Source organism: Mycobacterium parmense (assembly GCF_010730575.1).
GTDB classification, from domain to species: domain Bacteria; phylum Actinomycetota; class Actinomycetes; order Mycobacteriales; family Mycobacteriaceae; genus Mycobacterium; species Mycobacterium parmense.
In genome coordinates this window covers 1,038,987-1,057,583 of the sequence record NZ_AP022614.1, presented here as the reverse complement: position 1 = coordinate 1,057,583, position 18,597 = coordinate 1,038,987, and the positions used below count along the sequence as shown (strand labels likewise).

Below are 18,597 nucleotides of genomic sequence, written 5' to 3'. Positions count from 1 at the left end.
CATGCTGGAGCAGGGTGCAAAAGGCCGCCCGTCATGTTTCGAACCCATCGTTCGATTCCCGACATCGAGGTGCCATGGACCCTTTACGTTCTCAATCAACGCATTTGACGGTGGCGTCGCAGCGGATGCGCGGCATCGAGGTGCTCAAGGCCGTCGGCGAGATCGACCTCGGATCTGCTCCGGTGTTGGCCGATGCGACCGACCGGGCGCTGGCCGGCCGTCCGGCGGCCATGGTGATCGACCTGAGCGACGTCGACTTCATGGCCTCGGCGGGCTTGGAAGTGCTGGTCAAGGCCTACCGGACGGCCGCAGGCAACACGAAGGTTGTGGTGGTGGCCGACGGCCCGGCGACCAGCCGCCCGATCCGGCTCATGGGGGTCGATGAGGTGGTGCCTCTTTATTCGGTGCTCGACGACGCCATAGCCGGGCTGACGGACGGCGAGCTGTGAACGAGCAGGTGCTTTCACTGGCTCACGAGCTGGTCGAGATCGGCAGGCTGCGCGAAAACGACGACTCGGCCACCGTGCTGCAGCGGCTGGTGCAAAGGGCGAAGCGCACCATCCCGGGCTGTGACCACGTCAGCGTCACCGTCCGCGTCGGCGACAGCGGCGACACGGGTCTCGGTGGCCTCGAAACGGTCGCCGGTGACGAGGTGCCGTCCGTAGCGCATTCGGCGTCGGAACGCGAGCCGTGGCCCGGCCCGATCGCCGACGCCGCGCGCTACCGCGAGCCCCGTCGGGTCGACGACGCGCAGACCGAACGGCGGTGGGCGGATTTCCCCTATCGGATGGCGCAAGCGGGATTCCGCAGCTGCCTGGCCCTGCCTGTGCCGACGGATCGCCATCCGCAGGTCTGTTTCGCGCTGTTCTCCGGCGAGCCCCATCAATTCAGTGACCACGCCCTGGATCTCGTCCTGCTTTTCGCGCTGCAGGGCGGAGCCGCGATCGACAACGCGTCGCTGTACAGCGACGCCCGCGAACTGGTCGGCCACCTGCACGAGGCCCTGATCACGCGGGAGATCATCGGCCGGTCGAAAGGCATTCTGATGCAGCGTCTTTCGTGCGACGACGATACCGCGTTCGACATTCTTCGCCGCATCTCGCAACACCACAACATCAAGGTGCGCGAGGTCGCGAACGACATCGCCATCGCTCAGGAACGCGGCGAACTCGACGCCGCCCTCGGACGGTGGTTCACCGACTCCGCGGGCGCCCCGCAGCGCGACGGGGCCGCCGGTTGACCGGTCAACCGGTCATGGCCCATCGGATCCCGCCCACCAGCGCGCGGCCGGCCGTTCGGACGACGGTGCGCTCGACGGGCGGAAAGTAGGGCAGCAGCAACGGCATTCGCGCCCACGCGGGAAGCATCGCGACCGACGTCGCGGCAAGCAGCCCGTAGGGTGCCCGGGCCGCCAACGGCAGCGGTGGCGTCAGCAACAGATAGCGCGCGGCGTCGCGCGCCGCCGCGCTGCTGCGCAACTCCGGGCGGAAGCGTTCTATACGCTCGCCCAGCTCGCGCTCGGTGCGCGGCGGATCGATGACCCCGAGCTTGATCGCCACCTCCGCCGTGTCGGCCACATAGCCGTCGCGGCCGGCGCGGTCCAACGGCCCGGCGCCGTAGAGCGTGTGGGCGAGCAGAAAGCTGTCCACCTCGGCGATGTGCACCCACTCCAGCAGGTGCGGATCGGTCGCGGTGTAGGCCCTGCCGTCGGCGGCCACGCCGTGCACCCGGCGGTGGATGCCGCGGACCTTGTCGACGGCGCGCTCCGCGTCGGTTGCCGCGCCGAAGGTGGTCACCGCCAGGAACGTGCTGGTGCGCTGCAGCCTGCCCCATGGATCGCCACGGTAGTTCGAGTGCTCCGCCACCCCGGCCATCGCCAACGGGTGCAGCGACTGCAGCAGCAACGCGCGCAGCCCCCCGACGAACATCGACGCGTCGGCGTGCACCCTGCGGATGGGCCGGTCCTCCCCGAACCACCGAGGTCCGGGCGCCCCGTGGATGCGCTCACGCCGCGCCGGGCCTTCCGGGCCGGCCACCATGCCGAACAGGCTGGCGCCCAGCGATTCCCGCACTGCACCTAGCTGCTTGATGATGGTCACCGTTCCGACGGTACAGCCGCCACGCCGGGCTCACCAGGTGGCCACCTCGCGGGCCCGCGCCTCAGGCCTGCGGGCCCTCCGAAGGCGGCCAGTGCGCGCCCGGTGAGGCGTCGCCGGGCGGCTCGTGCTCGCCACGGGCCAGCGGCACCCACCGCTCGCTGGGCGCCGGCTGCTGCGACGACGGGAAGTCGCGAAGATTGCCCGACGGCTTGGCGTCCCACTTCGCGAACGTCAGCGGGGTCTGCAGCCACGCGTGCAGCAGGCAGTACGTGGCCTCCAGCGACTGCAGGTGGGTGCGTTCCCAGCCGTGGCTGCCGTCGAGCCCGAACCCGACGAGGGCGGCCCGGGTGCCGGCCCCCGCCTCGATGGCCGCGGCGGCGTCGGACCGGTAGTAGCGGAAGACGTCCCGGGTGTACGGGAGGTCGTATTCTTCGGCGAGTCGGCACAGCTTGCGGGTCAGGTGATAGTCGAACGGGCCGTGCATGTCCGCCATCGGGATGGTCACGCCGTCCTCGATGGAGTGCTGGCCGGGCGCGCACACCGCGTTGTCCACCGAGATCAGCTCCGCGACATCCGCGGGCAGGCCGTGGCTGGCGCCGTGCCCGACCTCCTCGGTGATGGTGACCATGATCGTGGTGCGATGCGGCAGCACCAGCCTGTTCTCGCAGAAGTTCTTGGCCAGCGTGAGCGCAATCGCGACGCCCGCCTTGCCGTCGAGGTGCCGCGAGACGATGAACCCGTCGGCCGTGAGCTCCGGACTGGCGATCAGCGCGACGAAGTCGCCGACCCTGATGCCGAGGCGGGCGAGGTCTTCGCGCGAGGACACCTTGCGGTCGACGCGAACCTCGACGTGCTCCCAGTCGGTCGGTTGTGTGTCGATCGCGTCGCCAAACGCGTGCCCGCTGGATTTCAGCGGCAGCACCGTTCCGGTGATGAACTCGTCGGGGTCGTCGCTGAAGATCCGCACGCGGGCACCCGTGGCAAACCGGGCCGAGAAGGTACCGACCGGAACCAGCTCGAGGCGACCGTTGTCCTTGAGCGACCGCACCATGCAGCCGATGGTGTCCGCGTGCACCACCAGCGCACGGTCGGTGGTCGCCGACTCCCCCGCCAGCTCGGCGGTCAGCGCCCCGCGGCGGGTCAGCGAGAACGGCACACCGAAGTCGTCGAAGATGTCACCGATCAGCTGCATCACGGCGTCGGTGCGTCCCGCCGGGCTCGGGGTCTGCAGCAGCGCGAGCAGCGTGTCGATCATCCACGCGCGGTCGGGCTTGGCCATGGCCGCGGGTCGGCCCACGCTGTCTCCCTTCGGGTTGTCTCAGACGGTGTCCAACCTACCGGGCTACGGACTGGTGGTGCGCGTCACGCTGCCACGAACGACCCTGTCCTCAAATGCGGCGCCGTCTACCACTTCGTCGCCACGTCGGCGAATCGCAGGCCGCCATCTACCGCAAGTTGCTCGACTGGCTCGGCCCGAACCATGCGGTGAGCGCTTCCCCGAGCCCGGCGCGGGACGCTCCGCTCACCCAGGCGACGTGACCGTCCGGCCGGATCAACACGGCCTTCGGGGCGCTCACCGCCCCGCACGCCGGAAGCTCCCATGCGCCGGTGTACTCCGCGTCGACGACCCGGACCCGCTCCGCCCACCCGCCGATGTCGTAGCCGCCGGGGTCGCCGAAATTGAGCAGCACCGGCCGGGCGCGGTGCAACAGCTCGAACACCCGGACCGCACCGTCGGCGGTCACCATGTCGAGATCGGGCATCCGTCGCCCGAGCAGCGGGTGCCCGTCGCCGAGGTCGTAACGGATGTCGAGCCCGGACATCATGGCGCCGAACCGTCTGCGGGGCTCTTGCATGCCGAGAAGTTCAGAAACGTTGTCCCGCAACGCTTTGACGCGATCATCGGGCCGCTGCAGCAGCACCAGCTGCGCCATCGTGTTGCGCAGCACGCGCGCGGCGACCGGGTGCCGTTCGGTGTGGTAGGTGTCGAGCAGCCCGTCGGGTGGCGTCTGCTCGACCACCTGCGCCAGCTTCCATCCCAGGTTCACCGCGTCCTGCAGGCCCGTGTTCAGGCCCTGCCCGCCGATCGGGTGATGCACGTGGGCGGCGTCGCCGGCCAGCAGGACCCGCCCGCGCCGGTAGGTTTCGGCCTGCCGGGCCATGTCGGTGAACCGGGAGATCCAGCGCGGACGGTGGATCCCGTAATCGGTTCCGTACACCTCGATCAGCGCTTCGCTCAGGTCGCGCAAGCCGACCTCACCGGCGGTGCCGACCCGGCGCTCGGTCACCATGACCCGCACCCGTCCGCCGTCGGTCTCGGTCAGCGCGTGCACGCCCAGGGCGTCGTGGCGAATCCCCCACTCCGGCTCTTCGCCTGTCGCGCAGCGTAATCGGACCTCGGCGAGCAGATAGCTCGTCGTGGGATCCCAGCCGGGAAAACCGATCCCCGCCGCCTTGCGGATCACGCTGCGGCCCCCGTCGCAACCGACGAGATAGCGCGCCCGCAACCGCCGGTCCGCCGCCAGCCCGACGTCCACGCCGGTGTCGTCCTGGGCCAGGCCCGTCACTTCGCGCCCGCGATAGACCCGCACTCCCAGTTCGTCGGCCCAGCCGGCCAGGATGCGTTCGATGTGGTTCTGCCACAACGCAAGTCCGTATGGGTGCCTGGTCGGCAAATCGCTGATGTCGAGGCGGATCTGGGAGAACCCCGCGACCTGCGCCCGCTGTCCCTCCGCCAGGAACCGGTCGGCGATCCCGCGCTGGTCGAGCACCTCGATGGTGCGCGCGTGCAGACCGCCGGCGCGGGAGCCGATCAGGTCGCGAGCGGCGCGCCGCTCGACGATGGCGACGTCGACCCCGGCCAGCGCCAGCTCACCGGACAGCATCAATCCTGTCGGACCTCCCCCGACGATCACCACCGCATGGTCGACATCTCCACCGGACCGGACCGTTACCGCCATAACACACCCCCCGATCCACCGAGTCTTTGCTTCGGGCAGGCATTTTGCGGCATCACCCGGGTCTTGCGGCAAGCCCCGGTCTGCGTTATAGGTTGAAGATGAGGGAGTGAATGGATCAGCCGTTGCGAGCCGAGTTGAGGCGTATCCGCGACGGTGGCGGCGCCGGGTCCCCGGACGCCGGGGCCGCCCTGGGCGATGGGCCGGCCGAGCGACGACTCGAGGCGGCGATGCGCGCGCTCGCCCTGCACCGCGGCCCGGGCAGCAGCACCTGCCCGTCGGACGCCGCCCGCGCCGTCGGCGGCGAGGGTTGGCGCGGCCTGATGGCCGACGCCCGCCGGCTCGCCCGCGACCTGGCCAGGTCCGGCGAGGTGGAGATCACCCAGCGCGGCGCCGTCCTCGATCCCGACGGCGACTGGCGCGGACCCGTCCGCATCCGGGCCGCTCGTTGAGCGGCCGAGCGGCCTAAGCCTTGGACTCGCGCCACTCCCGTTCGAACGGCAACCGCCACGCGTTGGGGGCGATCAACTGGTGGATGGCGTTGGGGCCCCACGTGCCGGGTTGGTAAATCTTGGACGGCGGCGGGTCGGTGAGCAGTTCCTCCGAACGCTCCCAGAGCGATTCGATGCCCTCGGCCGTGGTGAACAGGGTGTGGTCGCCGCGCATCGCGTCGAGGATGAGCCGCTCGTAAGCCTCCAGCACGTCGGCGACGGTGTCGATCTCCTGCGAGGAGAATTGCATGGACAGCTTGTCCAGCTTCATGCCGGGGCCGGGTCGCTTGCCGTAGAACGACAGCGAGACCTTCGAATTGTCGGCGAGGTCGAACGTGAGGTGGTCGGGGCCCTGGGTGCCCACCCCGGACCCGGGCGGGAACATGGTCCGGGGAGCCTCCTTGAAGGCGATCGAAATGATGCGGATGCCCTCGGCCATCTTCTTGCCGGTGCGCAGATAGATCGGCACGCCCGCCCACCGCCAGTTGTCGATGCCGACTTTGAGCGCGATGAACGTCTCGGTGTCGGAGTCCTTTGCCACCCCGTCCTCCTCGCGGTAGCCGCTGTACTGGCCGCGCACGACGTTCGCGGGGTCGATCGGCAGCATCGAACGGAAGACCTTGTTCTTCTCTTCGCTGATCGCGTACGGCTCGAGTGCGGTCGGCGGTTCCATCACCACGAACGCCATCACCTGGAACAGGTGGGTGACCACCATGTCCTTGTAAGCGCCGGTGCTCTCGTAGAAATTCGCTCGCTGGTCCAGGCCCAGCGTCTCGGGGATGTCGATCTGAATGTGGTCGATGAAGTTGCGGTTCCAGATCGGCTCGAACAGGCCGTTGGCGAACCGGAATGCCAGGACGTTCTGTGCCGCCTCCTTGCCGAGGAAGTGGTCGATGCGGAAAATCTGGGTTTCCTCGAACGTCTCGTGCAGGAAGTCGTTGAGCGCCACCGCGCTGGCCAGGTCGGTGCCGAACGGCTTTTCCATGACCACCCGGGAACGCTCGACCAGGTGGGCCTCGCGCAGCATGTCGATGACGTCGCGCGCCGCCTTGGGTGGGACGGACAGGTAGTGCAGCCGCCGCACGTTGGGCCCGAGATCGGCCTCTGCGTCGGCGACCGCGGCGGCGAGCGCCTCGGGCCCGGCGCCCTGCGGGACGTACCGAACGATCTTGGCGAAGTTCGCCCACTGTTCGGGCGTGAGCTTGTGGACGCCGAACGAGTCGATGGCGCTCTTGGCGATGTCGCGGAACTCGTCGTCGGTGAGTTCCTCCAGCGACGTCGCGACGATCTGGATGTCGGGGGCGAGTTCGGACTGATCCAAGTAGGCCAGGCCGGGTATCAGTTTGCGTTTGGCCAGGTCGCCCGTCGCGCCGAACAGGACGATGACGTGGGGGTCCAGCGGGTCGGATTCATGGCGGCGCGGGCGGGAGCCGGGTGAGGGATAAGAGATGGTCTGCGCTTTGTTGGTGGCCACTCCTGCGATACTTCCATCGCTCTGGCGCGTCCGCAGCCCCTACCGGGCCGGCGGTGCGTCCTCAGCGGTCGAGCGCGGCGTCGATGGCCCGGTAGATCCGCTGCTCGCTGACCGGACGCGGTGTGCCGAGTTGCTGCGCCCACAGGCTGACGCGCAGTTCCTCGAGCTGGCGGGCGATGTCGCGGGCGGCCGGGTCGGCCGGCCGCTGGCGCAGGAGTTCGTCGTAGGCGTCCTGCACGGCGCGCACCCGCGCCATGCGTTCACGGTCGGCCTCGATCGCGTGGGGCAGCCGGTCGAGGCGGCGGCGAATCGCGGTGAGGTAGCGGGTGAGGTCGGCGAGGTGCGCGCTGCCGGTGGCGGTGACGAACCCGGGCGGCAGCAGGCGCCGCAGTTGGGCGCCGACGTCGGCGATGGCGTCGGCCTGCGCCGGCGCCGGCTGGGCGGGCAAAACGAGTTGCACCTCCTGGGCGGCGGCCAGCACCTTCTCGACGCGGCCCACGATCTGGCGGGTCATCGGGGCGAGGGCCTCCGCGGCGCGACGACGTAGCGCGGCGAAGTCGTCGCGCGTCCACACCGCGACGGGCATCAGCGCGTCCGCGGCGGCGTCGGCGCAGTCGTCGAGCAGCGCGGTCAGCGACCCGTCCGGGTTCGCACCCAGCGCCAGCCGGGTACGCGGATCGAGTTGGCGTTCAATCGCTTTCACCGGCGACGGCACGCTCAGCCGGAGCAACCTCCGGCTGCCCGGCCGCATCGCCCGGTCCTGCTCGGCCGGGGTGGCGAACACGCGCACGTCGACGGTGCCGCCGGCGTCGACGAACGCGGGAAAGCCCCGCACCGCGCGCCCGTCGACGTTGCTCTGCACCTCCCGCGGCAGCTCGTCGAGGTCGTCGGGCCAGTCGCGCAGGCCCGTCTGCTGCAGGCCGCCGGCGACCGCTTCGGCGACGGCCCGGCGGGCCGGCGCCGCCAGGCGCTCCTGTAGCGCCCCGAGGTCCTTGTCGCGGGCCACCTCGGCGCCGTCGGCGGACTCGACGGCGAACGTCACCCGCAGATGCGGCGGCAGCTTGTCCAGGTCGAACGCCTCGATCGGTACCAGAATGCCGCTGCGACGGCGCAATTCGCGCTGCAACGCGGGCAGCAGCGGCTCCGCCGCCGGGTCGATGCCGCCGAGCACCGCGCGGGCGGTGTCGGGGGCCGGAACGAAGTTGCGGCGCAGGTCTTTCGGCAGCGAGCGGATGAGCGCGGTGACCAGCTCCTCGCGCAACGCCGGGACCTGCCAGGCGAACTCGTCGCCGCCCAGGCGCGCGAGGACGTCGATCGGCACGTGCACGGTGACCCCGTCGTCGGCGGCGCCCGGTTCGAACCGGTAGGTCAGGGGCAGCGCGACATCGCCCGCGTGCCACGTGTCCGGGCGACCGGTGTCGGCCGCGTCGGCCCGCAGCAGATCGTCGCGGCCGAAGGTCAGCAGGTCGGGTGTCTTGTGCCGCTGGTTCTTCCACCACGCGTCGAAGTGCCGCGCCGAGACCACGTCGGCGGGCACGCGCGCGTCGTAGAGGGCGTGGATCTCGTCGTCACCCACGAGCAGGTCGCGGCGGCGTGCCCGCTCCTCGATCTCCTCGAGTTCCGCGCGCAGCCGGGCGTTGTCGCGGAAGAAGTGATGGCGCGTGTGCCAGTCGCCCTCCACGAGCGCGTGCCGGATGAACAGTTCGCGCGCCACCCCCGGCTCCACGCGGGCGTATCCCACCCGGCGGCGCGCGACCAACGGCAGTCCGTACAGGGTCACCCGCTCGTAGGCCATCACCTCGCCGCGTTTGCCGTCCCAGTGCGGCTCGCTGTAGGTCCGCTGGACCAGGTCGCCCGCGACCCGCTCGACGAGTTCCGGCTGGATGCGCGCGGCGGTACGCCCGTAGAGCCGACTCGTCTCGACCAGTTCGGCCACGACGACCCAGCGCGGCGGCCGCTTGGCCAGCGCCGAGCCGGGCGCCAGCACGAAGTGCGAGTTGCGCGCGCCCAGGTATTCGCGGGTGTCCTCGCGGCGCATGCCCACGTGCGACAGCAGCCCGGCGAGCAGCGCCGCGTGTACGGCCGCCGGGTCGGCCGGCTCGCCGGATTCGACGACACCGAGGTCGCGGGCGATGCTGCGCAACTGTCCGACCAGGTCCTGCCATTCGCGAATGCGCAGGTAGTGCAGGAAGTCGTCGCGGCATTGGCGGCGAAACTGGTTGCCGGACAGTTCCGTTCGCTGTGTACGCAGGTGGTTCCACAGGTTCACATACGACATGAAGTCGGACGTGTCGTCGGCGAAGCGGGCGTGTTTGGCGCGGGCGGCCTCCTCTCGGTCGGCCGGCCGTTCCCGCGGGTCGGGGATCGTCAGGGCCGCGGCCAGCACCAGCACCTCGCTCACGCACCCCTCGGTGTGGGACTGCAGGATCATCCGGCCCAGCCTGGGGTCGACCGGCAGCCGCGCCAGACGGCGGCCGAGCGCGGTGATCGCGCCGTCGGCGTCGAACGCTCCGAGCTCCTGCAGCAATTGCACGCCGTCACGCACGCTGCGCCGGTCCGGCGGGTCGAGGAATCCGAAGCTCTCGATGTCGCCGAGCTGCAGGGCCGCCATCTGCAGGATCACCGCGGCGAGGTTGGTGCGCAGGATCTCGGGATCGGTGTAACGCGGGCGGGCGGCGAAGTCGTCTTCGGAGTAGAGGCGGATGCACACGCCCGGCGCGACCCGTCCGCACCGCCCGGCGCGCTGGGCGGCGGACGCCTGCGAGATCGGCTCGATGGGCAGCCGCTGCACCTTCAAGCGGCGGCTGTAGCGCGAGATGCGGGCGTTGCCGGGGTCGACGACGTACCGAATCCCCGGCACGGTCAGCGACGTCTCGGCCACGTTGGTCGCCAGCACGACGCGGCGCCCGGTGTGCGGCGCGAACACCCGCTGCTGCTCGGCCGTGGACAGGCGGGCATACAGCGGAAGGACCTCGGTGTGCTCGAGGCCGGTCAAAGCCTCTGCGGTGTCGCGGATTTCGCGCTCGCCAGACAGGAACACCAAGACGTCGCCGGCAGGTTCGGCGTCGAGCTCGTGGATGGCGTCGACGATGGCCTCGACCTCGTCGCGGGTCTCGGTGCGGACGATTTCGTGGTCCGGGTCGTCGGGATCGTCGCCCGCGCCCGCTGAGACCGCGACCTCGCGCGGTCGGTACCGGATCTCCACCGGGTACGTCCGCCCGGACACCTCGATGATTGGCGCGTTGCCGAAGTGGGCTGAAAAGCGTTGTGGCTCAATGGTTGCCGAGGTGATGATGATCTTCAGATCGGGGCGACGCGGCAGCAGCCCGCGCAGGTAGCCGAGCAGGAAGTCGATGTTGAGGCTGCGTTCGTGGGCCTCGTCGAGGATGAGGGTGTCGTAGCGCAAGAGGCGGCGGTCGCGCTGGATCTCGGCGAGCAGGATGCCGTCGGTCATCAGTTTGACCAGGGTGCGGTCGCTGACCTGATCGGTGAAGCGGACCGCGTAGCCGACCGCCTCGCCGAGCGGACTGCTCAGCTCGTCGGCGATGCGCTGAGCCACGGTCCGGGCGGCCAGCCGCCGGGGCTGGGTGTGCCCGATGGTTCCTCGGATACCGCGGCCGATCCCGAGGCAGATCTTGGGCAGCTGGGTGGTCTTTCCCGATCCGGTCTCACCGGCGACGACCACGACCTGGTTCGCGCGAACGGCGTCGGCGATCTCTTCTCGGCGCTCGCTGACCGGCAGGTCGGGGTAGGTGATCGCCGGGACGGCGGCGTGCCGGGTGGCGACGAGCGCCTCGGCCTTCGCGATCTGTCCCGCGAGCTGCTCGAGCTTCTCGGGCTGCGGGTTGCGGAGGCTCTTCAGCCGGCGTCCCAGGCGCGCGGCGTCGGCGATGGTCAGCCCGTCGAGGCGGTTGCGCAGTTGCGCGACTGACGGATCGGACGCTGCGGACACTCCGGCGAGGATACGTGTTCCGGGCTCGAGTCACGGGCGCCACTTGGGTCCCGGCTTGGGGAATCAGGTGGATCTTCGGGCCGCCTCGCAGCGACAGCCTGTTCGCGGTCCCCGGTGGCGGGGTCGCGCAGCCGGCCGCAGAGGAGCTCTGCGGCCTGGGAACGGCCCACGGGATCGACTGCAGGCTGGTGGAGCTGCCGGGAAGGCACGACTGGCCATCGGCAACAACGGCTTTCGTGGCGACGTTGCCGTGGCTCGCCGAGCGGCTCCGGTGCTGAGCCGGTGCGGGCCGGGAAGGCCTACTTCGACTCGCCGGCGGCGCCGGGGCGGTCTGAGAACGTCGGGTTCTCAACGGGTTCGCCGGATGCGTCGCGGACCGCGACGTGCTCCGGGACGACGGGGTGAGAGAACAGGCTCGAGTTGTCCAACGTGATTCCTTCTGCAAGATCGAGGTGACCGGCGCCCGCTGATATCAGGGCTGAAAATCGCACGGCCTACCTGTGACTGTACAGACACCGGAGCGCACGCGTGCGCCGTGCTGCTACGATAGGGGCAACGTTGGCTGCTTCGGGCAGCCGGCACGTCGTGAAACGCTTCTTCATCCTTCCGGCGTAAGCCCCAACAGAGTGGCTGACGTACAGGACCCGGCGCAGTTCGTTATCGCGGCGATCGATTTTGCCCACCGGCAATCTCGCGACCCCCTGTGCTGACCGTCCGCGGGCAATTCGCCGTGACCCGGCACACCCGATGCTGAAAGACATCACCTTGACTACTGGCATGACCTTCGTCGACCTCGGCGTGAGTGAACGACTGGCGGCGGAGCTGGCCGCCCGAGGAATCGGCAGCCCCTTCCCCATCCAAAGCGAAACCCTTCCCGACACCCTCGCGGGCAGAGACGTGCTCGGCCGCGGCAAGACCGGCAGCGGCAAAACGCTCGCCTTCTCGATTCCCATGGTCAGCAGGCTGGCCGGACGGCCGCGTCGCCCGTCGCGGCCGTCGGGGCTTGTCCTGGCGCCGACCCGTGAGCTGGCCAGCCAGATCACCGCAACGCTCAAGCCGCTGGCCGCCGTCAACAACCTCACCGTGACCACGATCTTCGGCGGCGTGCCGCAGGGCAGGCAGGTGACGGCGCTGAAGTCCGGCGCCGACATCGTGGTCGCCTGTCCCGGCCGGCTCGAAGACTTGATGAAGCAGCGCTTGATCAGCCTGGACGAGGTCGCGATCACGGTGATCGACGAGGCCGACCACATGGCCGACCTCGGCTTCCTGCCCGCCGTCACCCGAATCCTCGCGGCGACCCCGAGAGACGGGCAGCGGCTCCTGTTCTCCGCGACCCTGGACAACGGGGTCGACGGGCTGGTGCGCCGATTCCTGCGCGACGCGGTGCTGCACTCCGTCGACGGCTCCGACTCGCCGGTGGCCGAGATGACCCACCAGGTCTTCCACGTCTCCGGCGTGCAGGCCAAGACGGAGCTGGTGCACCGGCTCGCGTCCGGAACCGGCCGACGCATCCTGTTCATGCGCACCAAGCACCAGGCCCGCAAGCTGGCCAGGCAGCTCACCGAATCCGGCGTGCCGGCGGTCGACCTGCACGGCAACCTGTCGCAGCCGGCGCGTGATCGCAACCTGGCGGCCTTCAGCGCCGGTTCGGCGCGGGTGCTGGTGGCCACGGACATCGCCGCGCGCGGCGTGCACGTGGACGGAATCGAGCTGGTGGTGCACATCGATCCGCCGGCCGATCACAAGGCTTATCTGCACCGGTCCGGGCGCACGGCGCGCGCGGGAAACGCCGGCGACGTCGTCACCATCGTCCTGCCCGAGCAGCGCAGGGACGCGCACGCGCTGCTGCGCCGCGCGGGCATCCGGGCGACGCCGCAGGAAGTCACCGCCGATTCGGCCGCCGTGCACGCCGTTGCCGGTGAGCCGGCGCCGTACTGCGCCCCGGCGCCCAAGACGGCGCCGCCGTCGCGTCCGGACCAGCCTCGCCGGCAGGCCAACGCCGGCGGCGGCAGGGCACGTCGCTCCGGCCGGAACCGACGCGGAAGCGCAAGCCGTGCAACTGGTTCCAAAAATATGGCCGGCTCGTGCTAGCCTGAGCGTTCGGATGTTGAAGTTACATCCGCACTTGAATGAGAGAAGTAATAAATGGCACAGGGAACTGTGAAATGGTTCAACGGTGAGAAGGGCTTCGGCTTCATCACCCCAGACGACGGCGCGAAGGACCTCTTCGTGCACTACTCGGAGATCCAGGGCAACGGCTACCGCTCGCTCGACGAAAACCAGCGGGTTGAGTTCGAGGTTGCGCAGGGCGCCAAAGGTCCTCAGGCAGTTGGAGTTTCGGCCGTCTGAACTATTCTCGACAGTGGGCTGGTCCGGATTCCGAACCAGCCCATTGGCGTCTCTGCAGCCGAAAATGTGTGGTGTGTCCTCTCGGCGGCCCACGGCCGGCGATCTTCTAGGGTGCAGGCATGAGTCTGGTCACCTATGAGCGCGACGACCACGTTGCCACGATCACCCTGAACCGGCCCGCGGCGCGCAACGCCATCAACGGGGCCATGCGCCAGGACCTCAACGCGGCGTGGGACCGATTCCGCGACGACCTCGACGCCTGGGTGGGGATCCTGACGGCCAACGGCAGCGTCTTCTGCGCCGGCGGCGACCTCAAGGACGGCGAGGGCACGGTCGGCACCTTCGGCGGGACGTTCTGGGAGAAGCCGACGATCAACTCCTTCGAAAGCGGGATGGAGCTGTTCAAGCCGACCATCGCCGCGGTGCACGGCCCCTGTATCGGATACGGGCTCACCGGAGTGTTGTTCTGCGACTTCGTGATTGCCAGCACCGAGGCCACCTTCTGCTTCCCGGAGGTCGCCATCGGGGTGCCGACCATCGTCGGCGCGATCCGGCTCCCACACCGGGTCGGCTGGGCCAACGCGATGGAGCTGCTGCTGACCGGCAAGCCGATGAGCGCGGCGCGCGCCAAGGAGATCGGCCTGGTGTGGAAGCTCGTCGAGCCCGACGAACTGCAGGCCGAGGCGCTGGCGTGGGCGCGGACTCTGACCGAGGCTGCTCCCCTGGCGCAGCGGGCCACCAAGGAGGTGGCGTGGCGGACCGCTGACATGGGCTGGATCGAGTCCGTCCGCTTCGGCGAGACCATGCGCAGGGTCGCCGGGGCGACCGAAGACGTGGCCGAGGGCATCGCGGCGTGGCGCGAGAAGCGTGAGCCCCGATGGCGCGGCCGCTGACGCGGGCTGCACTCAGCGCCGGATGCCCCCGCAGATGCGTTCCCAGTTTCGCGATGCGATCTTCTCCCGGTCGCTCGCGGCCAGATCGGCATCGTCGAGGAATTGACGCGCGCCGCCGGCCGGGGCGAAACGGTAGGGGTAGTCCGTAGAGAACAGGACGCGGTCGACTCCCATGACCTCCAGTGACCAGCGCAGATAACGCTGACTGAACATGCCGCTGGGTGTCACGAACACGTTGGAGCGGAAGTACTCCGAGACCGGCCGCGCCAGCGAGGCGGCGGCGGCCAGGCCGTCGATCCGGTCGAGGTAGAACAGCACCACCTCACCCCAATGCCCAACGATCACTTGGAGATTGGGGAAGGCATCGAAGACGCCGGCGAGGATCATGCGCAGCAGTGTGACACCGGCATCGTAGTGCCAGCCGATTCCGAAGGTGGCCAGGCCCGTGTCGGCCGCCTCGCCGAATCCGCTGTAATAGGCGTCGCGCACCGGCGGCGGCGGCACCTGTGGATGCAGGTAGAGCGGCGCGTTGAGGGTTGCGGCCGCCTCGAATATCGGCCAGAATTCTCGCCGTTCGATGGAGCGGCCGCGGCTGCGCGGGAAGATCATGGCGCCGTGCAGCCCCAACGCGGTGACGGCACGCTCCAATTCGTATCCGGCCCGGGCGGGATCGGTGGTCGCGAGCGTCGCGAACCCCTGCAGCCGGTCGGAGTGCGCGCGCACCGTGTCGGCCAGCAGGTCATTGCTGGCGGTCTGCACCGCGACGGCGTCGCCGGGCGTCACGTTCTGGACTCCGGGACTGGTCAAAGACAACACCTGGACGTCGAGACCGGTGTCGGCCATCGCGGCGAAGCGTTCGCCGTCGAGTTCGGTCAAGCGTTCTTCGATGTCGCCGCGCGCGGTCAACCCGGCCGGATTTCGCCATTGCGTCTCGGTGTGCTCCCACGCCCACAGGACGTCGGGGGTCACGAAATGTTCTTCGAGGCCTACGGTCCGCACGCTCACGGCCCCCCGGCTAACACGTCGCCGCGTCCGCCATCACATCGTCGTTCGGATCTGCTTGCGGCGCAAGCGCAGTGGTGTCGGACGCGCGACCGCGGGCCAGTGCGACGGTGGACGCCGCCATGGCCGCGGCCGTCAGCAGCAGAACCGCGCCCGCCGAGCCGCGCACGGCGATATGCTCGCCCAGCACGATCATCCCGAGCGCGACGGCGACGATGGGCTCCCCCACCAACATGATCGGCACCGACGCCTGCAAAGCGCCCGCGTGAAAAGCCGCCTGCTGCATCACGGTCAGCATCAGCGCGAGGCCAACCAGCACATACGGGGCGGGCACCGTGAGAAGCGCGGGCAACCCGCCGATGGCGAAGCGGTGCGTGCAGATCTTGGTGAGCACCGCGATGAAGCCCAGGATGACGGCGACGGGGATGGCCAGCAGCATGGCGCGGCGGCGACCCGCCACTCGGCGGGCGCCCAGCACGCAGGCGACCACCAGCGGCACCGTGATGCCCAGCGCCAGCGTCCACGCCGGCACCGCCGGGCGGTTGTGGCCCTCGCGGGGCTCGCCCACCAGCACGAAAACCGCCAGCGCCAACGTCAGCAGGGTCGCCCACCCCCAGTCGGCCGGGTGGACGCGTTGGTGGCAGAGCCACGCGCTGATCGGCAACGCGAACAACAGCGAGGACACCAGCAGCGGCTGGACCAGAAGCAGGGATCCGTGCGCCAGCGCCAGCGCCTGGAAGGCGAACCCCGCGATGGCGGCCGCCTGGCCCGCCCACCAGATGGGCCGGCGCGCCAGAGTCGTCGCCATCGCCTTGTCGGGCGGAACGTCCTGGGCGATTCGCTGCCGCACGACGATGCCGACCGCGGCCCAGAACGCGGCAAGCAGCGCAGACACTATCGCGATCGCGTGGTGCGTTACCCACCCCATGCCCCTGCGGATACCCATCGTAGGGTCGACGCAAAACTCGGGTAGCGAGCAAAGCGAGGGCGCCAGGATGGAGGCGTCTCGGTGACGCCTTGCGCGCACGGCCTGGTTTGTGCTCCTCCCGTCCCGGATGACGAACGCATCGCAGGGCGATGTCGAAGCGGTCGTCCACACCAGGTGAGCGACGTGTCCGGCGTCAATCTCGTTCGCTCTGCGTAAGTCAGCATCCTCACGCTTGAGCCCACGAAATATCGGCGTGCTCGGAGGAGGTCGTGCCGGGCCGCTCCCCGGCATCGACCTGAGCCTTGCGGCGCCACCGGCGCACTGATTCCCCGGCAATGCCGAGTTTGCCGGCCACAGACCTGATCGCCTCGAACGCCGACACTTCCGCGGCTTTCATCGTGGTGTCCACCAACCGCACCGCACGCCGGCGAAACCCCGGTGAACAGGGTAGTTCACAACGATATCGGTGCCGTTATGACCCGCTGGCATTCGAGTCGAGTTGTGCACGTTGGGCAGCACGCCGCTGGTGAAGATCGAATGCAACAGGAATAGCGCGAACGACGTTTTAGTGGCGACGCCGGAGACTCCGCTGATCGACACGTGCGCACCGCGCGTGCCGTCGATGAAATCTAGGTCGACGTAAACGATCTCGCCGTCCCTGCCGGTGCCGACCGGAATACGCCGCTCCATCTGATCGAAATAGAGTGCTTGGAACCGCTCGTTTCCCGTGGCGCGACGCACGAGGGAACCCGGTCGGGGCGGAACGTAGAGCTCGGGCACGACCCGCGTGGTGGTCACCTCAGCGATCTCCTGCACCCTGGCCGGCAGCACACCGTCGGAAATGAGGAAAACGTCGCTGCTGAAACTGGCGCCTTCGTGCCGCGAGCGCACCTGCGTGACGATGCCTGACGTCATCACCTGGCCGCGTTGCGGCACCTCGCGCACCGTTGCGATGACATCGTCGAGCTGCAGGTATGCCTCCGGGTAGATCGCGACGTGGAAGGTCAGCGGTGTCGCGTCCTCTGTGCCGACTACCTGGCCGACCGCCTGAATATCATGTCCCTCGTTCGTTTCGGTCGCCGTTGGAGGGGTAAGGTCCTCGCCCTGTTCCTCTGACACTGTGCTGACCTCCCAGCGCGACGAAGTCTCGACTCGTCTCGACGGGCTCCGATTCTATGGTTTACGGGTGATTTGCCGCAGGGTTTCGGCATCCTGTTCGTGTGATGGGACCGGCTCTGCACTTCAGGAAGCCCGCTTCACGATCGGCGCGTCTGCCTCGAAGAGATCGCGTCGCGGGTTTCTTGGCAAATGTGCCGCGATAGCGACGTGGCAGGCGTTAAATAGCCGACATGCTGCGCCGTCTGTCAATGTCTGCAGGAGGCTTCGCTGAGGGATCAGCATGGCAACGCCGTCAAAGTCACCGTTATAACGGCCCATTGAAACTACTACCAGCGGGCGGAGATGGAGTGCAGTGCTCGCACATCGGTGCCGACCGCATCGGAGCAAAACAGATGCACGTAGACACACCCTCCGACATGCTCGATGATTGCTCCCAGGTGGCTTCTGGCTCTGGTGTTGGCGACCTGACGCTCTCCGCGAGCTCAGGGCGCCGGACTTAGCGTCGACAAATGAACGCCTGGCAGCCTCGCACGGAATCGGAATGGGATGAGTGGCAGCGCGGCCGCCGATCCCCTACGCCACGGAATAACGCTAGCCTCCACAAACCATCTGATCCGCCGTCCGAGCCAATGCAGCGAGGCGACTTCGCGTGGCAATTCGGCGACCCCTCGTCCACAACGCCCCGGTGTCCACAGTTTTGGGCGCAATTCACCGTCCACGGCGACGTCGACACCTACGACGTAATGTTCGAAGACGTTATGGGGAAGAAACTGAGATGCACATGCCCGGCCTTCAAATTCAGCGGCCACACCAACTGTAAACACATTGACCGCGTGCGAGCCCACGGCTGCTTCGGCGATGGCCCCAACGACCTCGCCTCCGTAGGCATCACTATGGAAACAAACCGCACAATATTAAGAAACGAACCAGCGCGGCCGCCACAGTGCTGCGAAATATGCGGCGAGACGATGTGCGTGCCGGTCGTGCGAATGGTCGACGACTCCGGCCATCAGCTGATCCGCATCCAGTTCCGCAACAATGACATCGGCTGCGCGTACGCCTATATCGGCGCACCCCTAAGCATCGGCGATAAGGTCGCCGTGCCAAATCAATGGACCAAAACAGGGACACTGCACGGTACAGTCATTGGTTTCGGAAGTGACTACGCAGGTCCGCTGGTTGCACTGAGCGCGACTCCAATCGTAGAAAACTGGCGTGGAGAGCCATTCAGGAAGCTCGCCACGAATCCAGTGCGGAAATAGCTCTGAACTACGGCGACCCGAAATTAGCTGAACAGTCGTGCTACACGTGCGTGCACTCTTCTATAGACTTG

Annotated in this window: 17 protein-coding genes; 7 read left to right on the top strand and 10 right to left on the bottom strand. The window is 68.7% G+C overall.

Translation table 11 applies throughout. The annotated features are described in order from the left end of the window. Positions 1-14: 14 nt before the first annotated feature. Complete coding sequence (locus G6N48_RS04785) at positions 15-449, top strand: STAS domain-containing protein (protein WP_161494243.1); 435 nt, start codon at positions 15-17, stop codon at positions 447-449. After that, positions 446-1,240, top strand: coding sequence for a GAF and ANTAR domain-containing protein (locus tag G6N48_RS04780; RefSeq protein ID WP_085271105.1), 795 nt, complete (start codon positions 446-448; stop codon positions 1,238-1,240). Before G6N48_RS04785 ends, G6N48_RS04780 begins: the two co-directional genes overlap by 4 nt. A 4-nt stretch (positions 1,241-1,244) precedes the next feature. On the opposite strand, the gene G6N48_RS04775 is transcribed toward G6N48_RS04780, so the two are convergent. From G6N48_RS04775 to G6N48_RS04765, 3 genes are all read right to left on the bottom strand, one after another. Next, positions 1,245-2,039, bottom strand: a complete 795-nt coding sequence (locus tag G6N48_RS04775; RefSeq protein WP_085271127.1) for an oxygenase MpaB family protein — start codon at positions 2,037-2,039, stop codon at positions 1,245-1,247. Positions 2,040-2,160: 121 nt separating this feature from the next. Next, entirely contained in the window at positions 2,161-3,396 is a 1,236-nt protein-coding gene (locus G6N48_RS04770) for an osmoprotectant NAGGN system M42 family peptidase (RefSeq protein WP_085271104.1), read from the bottom strand. Between the two features lie 148 nt (positions 3,397-3,544). Continuing rightward, positions 3,545-5,059, bottom strand: a complete 1,515-nt coding sequence (locus G6N48_RS04765; RefSeq protein ID WP_085271103.1) for an FAD-dependent monooxygenase — start codon at positions 5,057-5,059, stop codon at positions 3,545-3,547. 110 nt (positions 5,060-5,169) lie between these two features. Between G6N48_RS04765 and G6N48_RS04760 the strand changes: the two genes are divergently transcribed. Beyond that, positions 5,170-5,508, top strand: a complete 339-nt coding sequence (locus G6N48_RS04760) for a DUF3253 domain-containing protein (RefSeq protein ID WP_085271102.1) — start codon at positions 5,170-5,172, stop codon at positions 5,506-5,508. A 13-nt stretch (positions 5,509-5,521) separates the two neighbouring features. Here the strand turns inward: G6N48_RS04760 and zwf are convergent, their stop codons facing one another. The 3 genes from zwf to G6N48_RS28595 all read right to left on the bottom strand — a co-directional run bounded on the left by zwf (position 5,522) and on the right by G6N48_RS28595 (position 11,401). Further along, positions 5,522-7,021, bottom strand: coding sequence for a glucose-6-phosphate dehydrogenase (gene zwf / locus G6N48_RS04755; RefSeq protein WP_085271101.1), 1,500 nt, complete (start codon positions 7,019-7,021; stop codon positions 5,522-5,524). A gap of 61 nt (positions 7,022-7,082) precedes the next feature. Beyond that, on the bottom strand, positions 7,083-10,973 hold the full coding sequence (hrpA, locus tag G6N48_RS04750) for an ATP-dependent RNA helicase HrpA (protein ID WP_179969846.1): 3,891 nt from the start codon (positions 10,971-10,973) through the stop codon (positions 7,083-7,085). 299 nt (positions 10,974-11,272) lie between these two features. Continuing rightward, complete coding sequence (locus G6N48_RS28595) at positions 11,273-11,401, bottom strand: hypothetical protein (RefSeq protein WP_264049243.1); 129 nt, start codon at positions 11,399-11,401, stop codon at positions 11,273-11,275. A gap of 337 nt (positions 11,402-11,738) precedes the next feature. Between G6N48_RS28595 and G6N48_RS04745 the strand changes: the two genes are divergently transcribed. From G6N48_RS04745 to G6N48_RS04735, 3 genes are all read left to right on the top strand, one after another. Beyond that, positions 11,739-13,064 carry a DEAD/DEAH box helicase gene (locus G6N48_RS04745; protein ID WP_085271125.1) on the top strand — a complete coding sequence of 442 codons (1,326 nt, stop codon included), beginning with the start codon at positions 11,739-11,741 and terminating at the stop codon, positions 13,062-13,064. Between the two features lie 54 nt (positions 13,065-13,118). Then, positions 13,119-13,322: a cold-shock protein gene (locus G6N48_RS04740; RefSeq protein WP_085271099.1), complete on the top strand. Its 204-nt coding sequence runs from the start codon at positions 13,119-13,121 to the stop codon at positions 13,320-13,322. Between the two features lie 119 nt (positions 13,323-13,441). Beyond that, on the top strand, positions 13,442-14,215 hold the full coding sequence (locus tag G6N48_RS04735; RefSeq protein ID WP_085271098.1) for an enoyl-CoA hydratase/isomerase family protein: 774 nt from the start codon (positions 13,442-13,444) through the stop codon (positions 14,213-14,215). A 12-nt stretch (positions 14,216-14,227) separates the two neighbouring features. On the opposite strand, the gene G6N48_RS04730 is transcribed toward G6N48_RS04735, so the two are convergent. The 4 genes from G6N48_RS04730 to G6N48_RS04715 form a co-directional block, all read right to left on the bottom strand. Further along, on the bottom strand, positions 14,228-15,184 hold the full coding sequence (locus G6N48_RS04730) for an amidohydrolase family protein (RefSeq protein ID WP_232066541.1): 957 nt from the start codon (positions 15,182-15,184) through the stop codon (positions 14,228-14,230). 46 nt (positions 15,185-15,230) lie between these two features. Further along, entirely contained in the window at positions 15,231-16,112 is an 882-nt protein-coding gene (locus G6N48_RS04725) for a DMT family transporter (protein ID WP_232066540.1), read from the bottom strand. A 259-nt stretch (positions 16,113-16,371) separates the two neighbouring features. After that, positions 16,372-16,542, bottom strand: a complete 171-nt coding sequence (locus G6N48_RS04720; RefSeq protein ID WP_161494242.1) for a hypothetical protein — start codon at positions 16,540-16,542, stop codon at positions 16,372-16,374. Further along, a complete protein-coding gene (locus tag G6N48_RS04715; protein ID WP_232066539.1) occupies positions 16,539-17,264 on the bottom strand; it encodes a hypothetical protein in 726 nt (241 codons plus the stop codon). Before G6N48_RS04715 ends, G6N48_RS04720 begins: the two co-directional genes overlap by 4 nt. 989 nt (positions 17,265-18,253) lie before the next feature. On the opposite strand from G6N48_RS04715, the gene G6N48_RS04710 reads away from it, so the two are divergent. Further along, positions 18,254-18,526, top strand: coding sequence for a hypothetical protein (locus tag G6N48_RS04710; RefSeq protein ID WP_139825950.1), 273 nt, complete (start codon positions 18,254-18,256; stop codon positions 18,524-18,526). The last annotated feature ends 71 nt before the right edge of the window (positions 18,527-18,597 follow it).